The 6,838-nt window shown below is 72.3% G+C and carries 8 protein-coding genes; 5 read left to right on the top strand and 3 right to left on the bottom strand.

Annotated elements, in window-relative coordinates; translation table 11 throughout:
- Positions 1-20: 20 nt before the first annotated feature.
- Positions 21-1,130, bottom strand: a complete 1,110-nt coding sequence (locus E1264_RS38200) for a winged helix DNA-binding domain-containing protein (protein ID WP_132181716.1) — start codon at positions 1,128-1,130, stop codon at positions 21-23.
- Positions 1,120-1,758 carry a TetR/AcrR family transcriptional regulator gene (locus E1264_RS38195; RefSeq protein ID WP_243711424.1) on the bottom strand — a complete coding sequence of 213 codons (639 nt, stop codon included), beginning with the start codon at positions 1,756-1,758 and terminating at the stop codon, positions 1,120-1,122. The genes E1264_RS38200 and E1264_RS38195 overlap by 11 nt, the downstream gene beginning before the upstream one ends.
- A gap of 114 nt (positions 1,759-1,872) precedes the next feature.
- Between E1264_RS38195 and E1264_RS38190 the strand changes: the two genes are divergently transcribed.
- A complete protein-coding gene (locus tag E1264_RS38190; RefSeq protein ID WP_132181714.1) occupies positions 1,873-2,694 on the top strand; it encodes a class I SAM-dependent methyltransferase in 822 nt (273 codons plus the stop codon).
- Between the two features lie 34 nt (positions 2,695-2,728).
- Positions 2,729-3,346 (top strand): TetR/AcrR family transcriptional regulator, encoded by a 618-nt coding sequence (locus E1264_RS38185; RefSeq protein WP_132181712.1) that lies wholly within the window; start codon positions 2,729-2,731, stop codon positions 3,344-3,346.
- Between the two features lie 27 nt (positions 3,347-3,373).
- Here the strand turns inward: E1264_RS38185 and trpS are convergent, their stop codons facing one another.
- On the bottom strand, positions 3,374-4,429 hold the full coding sequence (gene trpS, locus E1264_RS38180; RefSeq protein WP_132181710.1) for a tryptophan--tRNA ligase: 1,056 nt from the start codon (positions 4,427-4,429) through the stop codon (positions 3,374-3,376).
- 227 nt (positions 4,430-4,656) lie between these two features.
- Between trpS and E1264_RS38175 the strand changes: the two genes are divergently transcribed.
- The 3 genes from E1264_RS38175 to E1264_RS38165 all read left to right on the top strand — a co-directional run.
- Positions 4,657-5,145 (top strand): MarR family winged helix-turn-helix transcriptional regulator, encoded by a 489-nt coding sequence (locus E1264_RS38175; RefSeq protein ID WP_132181708.1) that lies wholly within the window; start codon positions 4,657-4,659, stop codon positions 5,143-5,145.
- Between the two features lie 48 nt (positions 5,146-5,193).
- Entirely contained in the window at positions 5,194-6,645 is a 1,452-nt protein-coding gene (locus E1264_RS38170; protein WP_132181706.1) for a DHA2 family efflux MFS transporter permease subunit, read from the top strand.
- Between the two features lie 43 nt (positions 6,646-6,688).
- A partial coding sequence (locus E1264_RS38165; RefSeq protein ID WP_207936791.1) for a maleylpyruvate isomerase N-terminal domain-containing protein occupies positions 6,689-6,838 on the top strand: 150 nt, incomplete at its 3' end.

The following is a 6,838-nucleotide window of genomic DNA, read 5'->3' as shown; positions in this document are numbered from 1 at the left end:
GGGGCTGACCGCCGGGCGGGCTAAGGTCCGGCGAACTCCACGCGGTGCGTCTTGGCCTCCGGATGCGCGGCGGCGAGCAGCCGCAGGCCCTCCTCCTCCAGCGCCGCACGGTCCCGCTCCGGGACGGGGTCGAACGGATCGATCCGCAGCACCGCCTCGCCGCGCTTCTTCTCGATCTTCCACATGCCGTGGACGAACCCGTCCACCAGGAACGTCGCCCGGATGATGCCGTTCACGGTGAAGACCCGCTTGCGGTGCTCCTCCCTGATGATCCGGGCCCGGTCGGCGTGCGAGAGCAGCAGGTTGTCGAAGTCGGGGACGAACCGCACCGGCGCCGGGACGTCCGGATCCGGACGCGGCGCGTCCGGCAGGTCGTACAGCGTGCGGCCGTTCTCGTCCTGGAACGCGACCAGCCGGGGGACGAGCCGCTCGACGACCTCGCCGAGCCGGGTCAGGCCCGACCAGTGCTGCACGTCCTGCACGCTCGCCGGCCCGAACGCGCCCAGATAGCGCAGGACGAGATCGTCCAGGGAGAGGACGGGCGGGGTGTCGCCGTCCAGCCACGTGTCGAGCGTCGTGTGCCGGGCCATGCCCGAGGCGCCCCAGATGCCGCGCGGCGGGACCTGGACGAGCGGCAGCCGGAGCCGGACGGCCCAGCCGAGCAGCGCGGCGTCGTCGTCCGGCCACCGCTCCGCCAGCAGTGTCCGCAGCTCCTTGTCGGTGCGCGGCTCCTCCGCCAGCAGCCGCCGCGCCTCGGCGACGACCGCGTCGAGGTCGATGCCGTCCAGATCCGCGGCCCGGGACTTCAGGTAGTTGTCCAGGACGGCCTGCGTGTGCGGCCGCAGCGCGCGGGCGTCGCGGGCGCTGACCAGGTGCAGCGTGCCGCGCATCAGGACGATCCGGAGCGCGCGGCGGGCGGTCATCAGCTCGCCGGCCTCGCCGAAGTCGAAGCCCGCGAGGCGGCTCCACAGCCCGATGTACGGCGGGTTCGGCGCCTGCGACTGCATGCCGACGAGGTGCTCGATCGCGTCCAGCGCGGGCATCGCGTGCCGCTCCAGCAGCAGCTGCCGGGCCAGCAGCGCCCGGTTCAGCGCCCGCCGCCCGAGCACGGGCCGGTGGTCAGCCGTCATAGCGTCCCCGAAGCTCCTGCCAGGTGGGAGGAGGGCCCGGAAGCTCCTCCCTTCCGGTCAGGTGCAGGGCGTCGAGCATGAGCGCCAGGTAGCGGTGCTGCAGCTGGTTCATGCGCTCATCGTCGCCGATCCGGATGGAGTGCAGGTACTCCAGCATCACCGAGATGTCGCCGACCTCGATCTCGGGACGCAGCGCGCCCGCCTCCTGCGTCCGCTCCAGCAGCCGCTTCGTCGCGAGGTGGATCGCCTGCCCCTTGCGGCTCATCTCCTCGGTGACCTCGAAGCTGCCCGCGAGCCGCATGGTGAGCGACCCGGCGCCGATGTCCAGGCAGCGGCGCATGAACCCGGCGAACGCGTCCCAGGGGTCGCCGTCATCGTCCAGCGCGGCCTCCACCTGGGCGAGGTAGCGGTCCATGCCGTCGTCGGCGAGCTTCTGGAGCAGGTCCTCCTTGCTCTTGTAGCGGCGGTACAGCGCACTGATCCCGACCCCGGCGTGCTCGGCGACGGCCGAGATCGGCGCGCCGGGATCGGCGGTGAACACCGTCCGCGCCGCCTCCCGGATCAGCTCGTCGTTGCGTGCCGCCTGCGCTTTGCGCCCGCTCATGGGCGCCGGTGCCGTGGTCTCCATGCCACCACTTTAAGGGAACGAACAATTCCGTTCTATCCTCTCCGGCGCTCTTGACGGTGGCCGCATCGTGAACGTATGTTCATGAACATGTGTTCATAATGCGGAAGGGGAGCGATGGTGGAGATCGTCAACGTCCATCAGGCGGAGGCGTGGAACGGCTACGAGGGGCGCCACTGGGCCGATCACCACGACCGGTACGACGCCGCCAACGGCGTGTTCAACGAGCCCCTGCTGGACGGCGCTGCGATCGGGCCGGGCGATCGCGTCCTCGACATCGGCTGCGGGAACGGGCAGGCCACCCGGCTCGCCGCCCGCCGGGCCCGGGACGGCGGCGCGACGGGCGTGGACCTGTCGGCGCCGATGCTCGCCCGCGCCCGGGCCCTCGCCGAGGAGGAGGGCGTCCAGAACGTGACGTTCGAGCAGGGCGACGTGCAGGTGTACCCGTTCGCGGAGGGCGCCTTCGACGCGGCGATCAGCCGGTTCGGGGTCATGTTCTTCGCCGACCAGGTCGCCGCGTTCGCCAACGTCCGGAAGGCGCTGCGCGAGGGCGGGCGGCTGGCGTTCCTGTCGATGACGCCGCTCGGCGACACCGACCTCGGGGCCGTCCTCGGGGCGCTCGCCTCGCTGCCCGCCCGCGGCGCGCCCGCGACCGGGGACCATGGGCCGCTGTCGCTGTCCGATCCGGAGCGGGTCGGCGAGATCCTGACGGCGGCCGGGTTCGCCGACGTCTCCTGCCGCCGCCTGGAGGCGGAGCAGATCCTCGGACCGGACGCCCGGGACGTGGCCGAGTTCTACGCCGGATGGGGCCCGATCCGCTACAACTACGGCGAGGGCGACGAGATCGCCGACGTGCTGGAGGACGCGATCCGCCCCTTCGAGCGGGACGGCGCCGTCCGCATGCGCGGCGCGGCCTGGCTCGTCACGGCGCGCCGATGAGCCAAGCCGGGCGCCCTCATTACGATTCGGGGTGATGTCACCCCGAAAAGCGGCCGCGCTGCGCGCCGGAGACCGCACCCTGCGCCAGCACCTGATCGCCACCGCCGAGCGGATGCTCGCCGAGCGCGGCGCGGCGGTGCCGACCGTCCGGGAGATCGCCCGCGCGGCCGGGGTCGCCGACGGCGTGCTCTACAACCACTTCGCGGGCAAGGAGGAGCTGCTGGCGCACGCGCTGCGCGCCCGCGCGGAGTCGGCCGGTGCCGGGCTCGGCCCGCTGCCCGAGCCCGGCACCGGGACGGTCGAGGAGAACCTGCGCGCCTACGTCCGGCACGGGCTGGCCGTGCACAACGCGCTGCTGCCCGCCCTCGCCGGACTGCTCGCCCAGCCGGACGTCCTCGCCCGCTTCGCCGAGCTGAGCGGCGGCGACGAGGACTGGAACCGCCGGCTCGCCGCCTACCTGCGGGCCGAACGCGACCTCGGCCGCCTCGCCCCGGACGCCCGGGTCGGCGCCGCCACCTCCATGATCGTCGGAGCCTGCCACGAGTCGGTGCTGTCGGTCCTGTTCCAGGGCGGGGGCATCGCGCGGGAGGTCTCCGTGGACGTCGTGGACGACCTCGTGACAGCCGTCCTCCAGGGATTGGCCCCGCGCTAGCGGGCGTCGGCCGCGTCGTCAGCCGCGCTAGGAGGCCATGGCGGCCTTGACCTCCTCCAGGGTGCGATCGGCGATCGTGTTGGCGCGCTCCTCGCCCTCACCGAGGACGCGGCGCAGATACGTCCGGTCGGCGGTGAGCTCGGCGCGGCGGGCGCGGATCGGGCGGAGGAACTCGTTGACGGAGTCGGTCACGACCTTCTTGAGCGCGGCGGCGCCCCCGTCACCGATCTCGGCGGCGACGGCGTGCGGGTCGCGGCCCTGGCACAGGGCGGCGATCTGCACCAGCGTCGACACCTGGGGACGCGTGCCGGGCTCGTAGGTGATGTGCCGGTCGTCGTCGGTCACCGCGCGCCTGATCAGCCGGGCGGTCTCGTCCGGCCCGGCCGACAGGGCGATGGCGTTGCCGCGGCTCTTGCTCATCTTCTGTCCGTCCGTGCCGAGCAGGCTCGGCGCCGCCGACAGCAGCGCGTCCGGGACGGGGAACACCGGCGCGTAACGCTCGTTGAAGCGGCGCGCGATCGTCCGGGTGATCTCCTGGTGGGGGAGCTGGTCCTTGCCGACGGGGACGAGGTTCGCCTTGCAGAACAGGATGTCGGCGGCCTGGTGGACGGGATAGGTGAACATCAGCCCGCTGACCGCCGCCTGCCGCGACGACGCGATCTCGTCCTTCACGGTCGGGTTGCGGTTCAGCTCGGCGATCGACACCAGCGACAGGAACGGCAGCATGAGCTGGTTCAGCGCGGGCACGGCGCTGTGCCGGAAGATCGTCGCCGTGGACGGGTCGATCCCCGCCGCGAGATAGTCGGCGACCAGGCCCTCGACGTACTCGTCCAGACGGTCGGCGACGTCCCGGTCGGTGAGGACCTGGTAGTCGGCGACCAGCACGAACAGCTCCACACCGGCCCGCTGGAGCCGCACCCGGTTCGCGAGCGTGCCGAAGTAGTGGCCGAGGTGCAGCGGCCCGGTCGGACGGTCGCCGGTCAGGATCCGGAACGCGCCGGGCTCGGCGGCGATGCGCTCCTCAAGCTCGCGGCTCCGCTCTTCGGCGGCGCGCGGCCCGCCGCCATCGGGGGTGGTTTCCATGGTCTCTCTCCTCGATCGGTCGTCCGGGCCGTCCCGCCGGAGCGGCCGCGTCACCGAGGAAGAGAAAGGGCCGTCCGGTGGACGGCCCGAGGGCATGCGTGGGTGTCGGCCGTCCTAGGACGGCCACCAGTCCTGAAACGCATTGCGGTTCATGCCGTCCAGGATAGACCACGAAATGCAGCCGATCGCAGATAATCTAGAACGAAACCATTGGGTAGCCTGGTGGCATGACGTCGATGGCCCCCGCCCGCACCAGCCCCGACCTGTCGTTCCTCCTCGACCGCACCAGCCTCGTGCTGCGCAGCCGCATGACGGCGGCGCTCGCCGAGATCGGGCTGACGCCGCGCATGCACTGCGTCCTCGTGCACGCGCTCGAAGAGGAGCGCACCCAGATCCAGCTGGCCGAGATCGGCGACATGGACAAGACGACGATGGTCGTCACGGTGGACGCCCTGGAGAAGGCGGGGCTCGCCGAGCGGCGGCCGTCGTCCAAGGACCGGCGGGCCCGGGTCATCGCGGTCACCGACGAGGGCGCCCGCGTCGCCGCACGCAGCCAGCAGATCGTGGACGGCGTCCACGAGGCGGCCCTGGGTTCCCTCCCGCGCGAGGACCGCGAGGTGCTGCTCCGCGCGCTGAACACCCTGGTCACCGACCACCTGGCGACGCCGTCCGAGAGCCCGAAGCCGGTACGCCGGGCCCGCGAACGCACAAAGTAGGTCCGATAAGGATCGTCTGCAACAAAACTATCTGCTACGGTCTCTCCTATGACCGTTCCCGCACCGCTCCGTTCCCGCTGGGCCGCCCTCGGCGTGCTGTCGTCCACCATGCTCATGACCATCCTGGACGGCTCGATCGTGACCGTCGCCATGCCCGCCATCCAGGACGACCTGGGCTTCACGCCCGCCGGCCTCAGCTGGACGATGAACGCCTACCTGATCCCCCTCGGCGGCCTGCTGCTCCTCGCCGGACGCCTCGGCGACCTCATCGGCCGCCGCACGCTCTTCCTCACCGGAAACGCGGTGTTCACGGCGGCGTCCGTGCTCGCGGGCGCGGCGACGTCGTCCGCCGTCCTGATCATCGCCCGGTTCCTGCAGGGCATCGGCGGCGCGCTCGCGACCGCCGTCGTCCTCGGCATCATGGTCACGCTGTTCACCGACTCCCGCGAGCGGACGAAGGCCATCGGCGTCTTCAGCTTCACCGGCGCCGCGGGCGCGTCCATCGGGTCGGTCCTCGGCGGGGTCCTCACCGACGCCCTGAGCTGGCACTGGATCTTCCTCATCAACCTGCCGATCGGCCTCGCCACGATCCTCCTGGCGCTCCCGGCCCTCCCGCGCGACCGCGGCCTCGGCCTGTCCGCCGGGGCCGACCTCGCCGGGGCGCTGCTCGTCACCTCGGGGCTGATGCTCGGCATCTACACGATCGTCAAGGTGGAGAGCCACGGATGGATCTCCACGCACACCCTCGGCCTCGGAGCGGCGTCGCTCGGCCTCCTCACCGCCTTCCTCATCCGCCAGGCCCGCGCCGCGACCCCGCTGATGCCGCTGCGGATCCTGCGCTCCCGCAACGTGTCCGGCGCCTACGTCGTCCAGCTGCTGGCCCTCTCCGCGATGTTCGCGTTCCAGGTCATCGTCGCCCTCTACATGCAGCAGATCCTCGGCTACTCCGCCCTCGACACCGGCCTGGCGATGCTCCCGGCGGCCGTGCTGATCGGCGCGGTGTCGCTGCTGGCGTCCGCACGCCTGTCGAACCGCTTCGGCGAGCGCGCCGTCCTGATGGCGGGCCTCGCGCTCCTCATAGGCGCCATGACATGGCTCACGACCATCCCCGTCCAGGCCGACTACGTCACCGACCTGCTCCCGGTGTTCGTGCTGATCGCCGGGGGCGGGCTCGTCCTGCCGTCGCTGACGGGGCTCGGCATGTCCAGCGCCCGCCCGGACGACGCGGGCGTCGCATCCGGGCTGTTCAACACCGTCCAGCAGGTCGGGATGGCGCTCGGCGTCGCGGTCCTGACCACGCTCGCCGCGTCCCGCACCGAGACCCTCCGGGCGGACGGGCGGGACGCCGCCACCGCGCTCGCCGGCGGCTACCACCTGGCGTTCGGCGTCTCCGCGGGCCTGCTGGTCGCCGCGCTCGCCGTCTCCGCCCTCGTCCTGCGCCGCCCACCGCAGGCACCCGCCACCCCCGCGGAGGCGCCCGCCACGACGGTCAAGGCGTGAAATGCGCTCGACCGCCGCTCCGGTCCGCCACTACGTTGCCGAAGTGGATCTCTTCTCGCGCTCCTGGACGGCGCTCCGCGCGGCGGTCGAGGACCTCTCCGACGAGGACATGGAACGCCCGTCCGGCTGCACCGGCTGGCTCGTCCGCGACCTGGTGTGCCACCTGGTCATCGACGCCCAGGACGTCCTGATC

Origin of the sequence: Actinomadura sp. KC216, assembly GCF_004348535.1 — a bacterium.
GTDB lineage: Bacteria > Actinomycetota > Actinomycetes > Streptosporangiales > Streptosporangiaceae > Spirillospora.
This window is presented reverse-complemented; position numbering and strand designations above follow the sequence as displayed.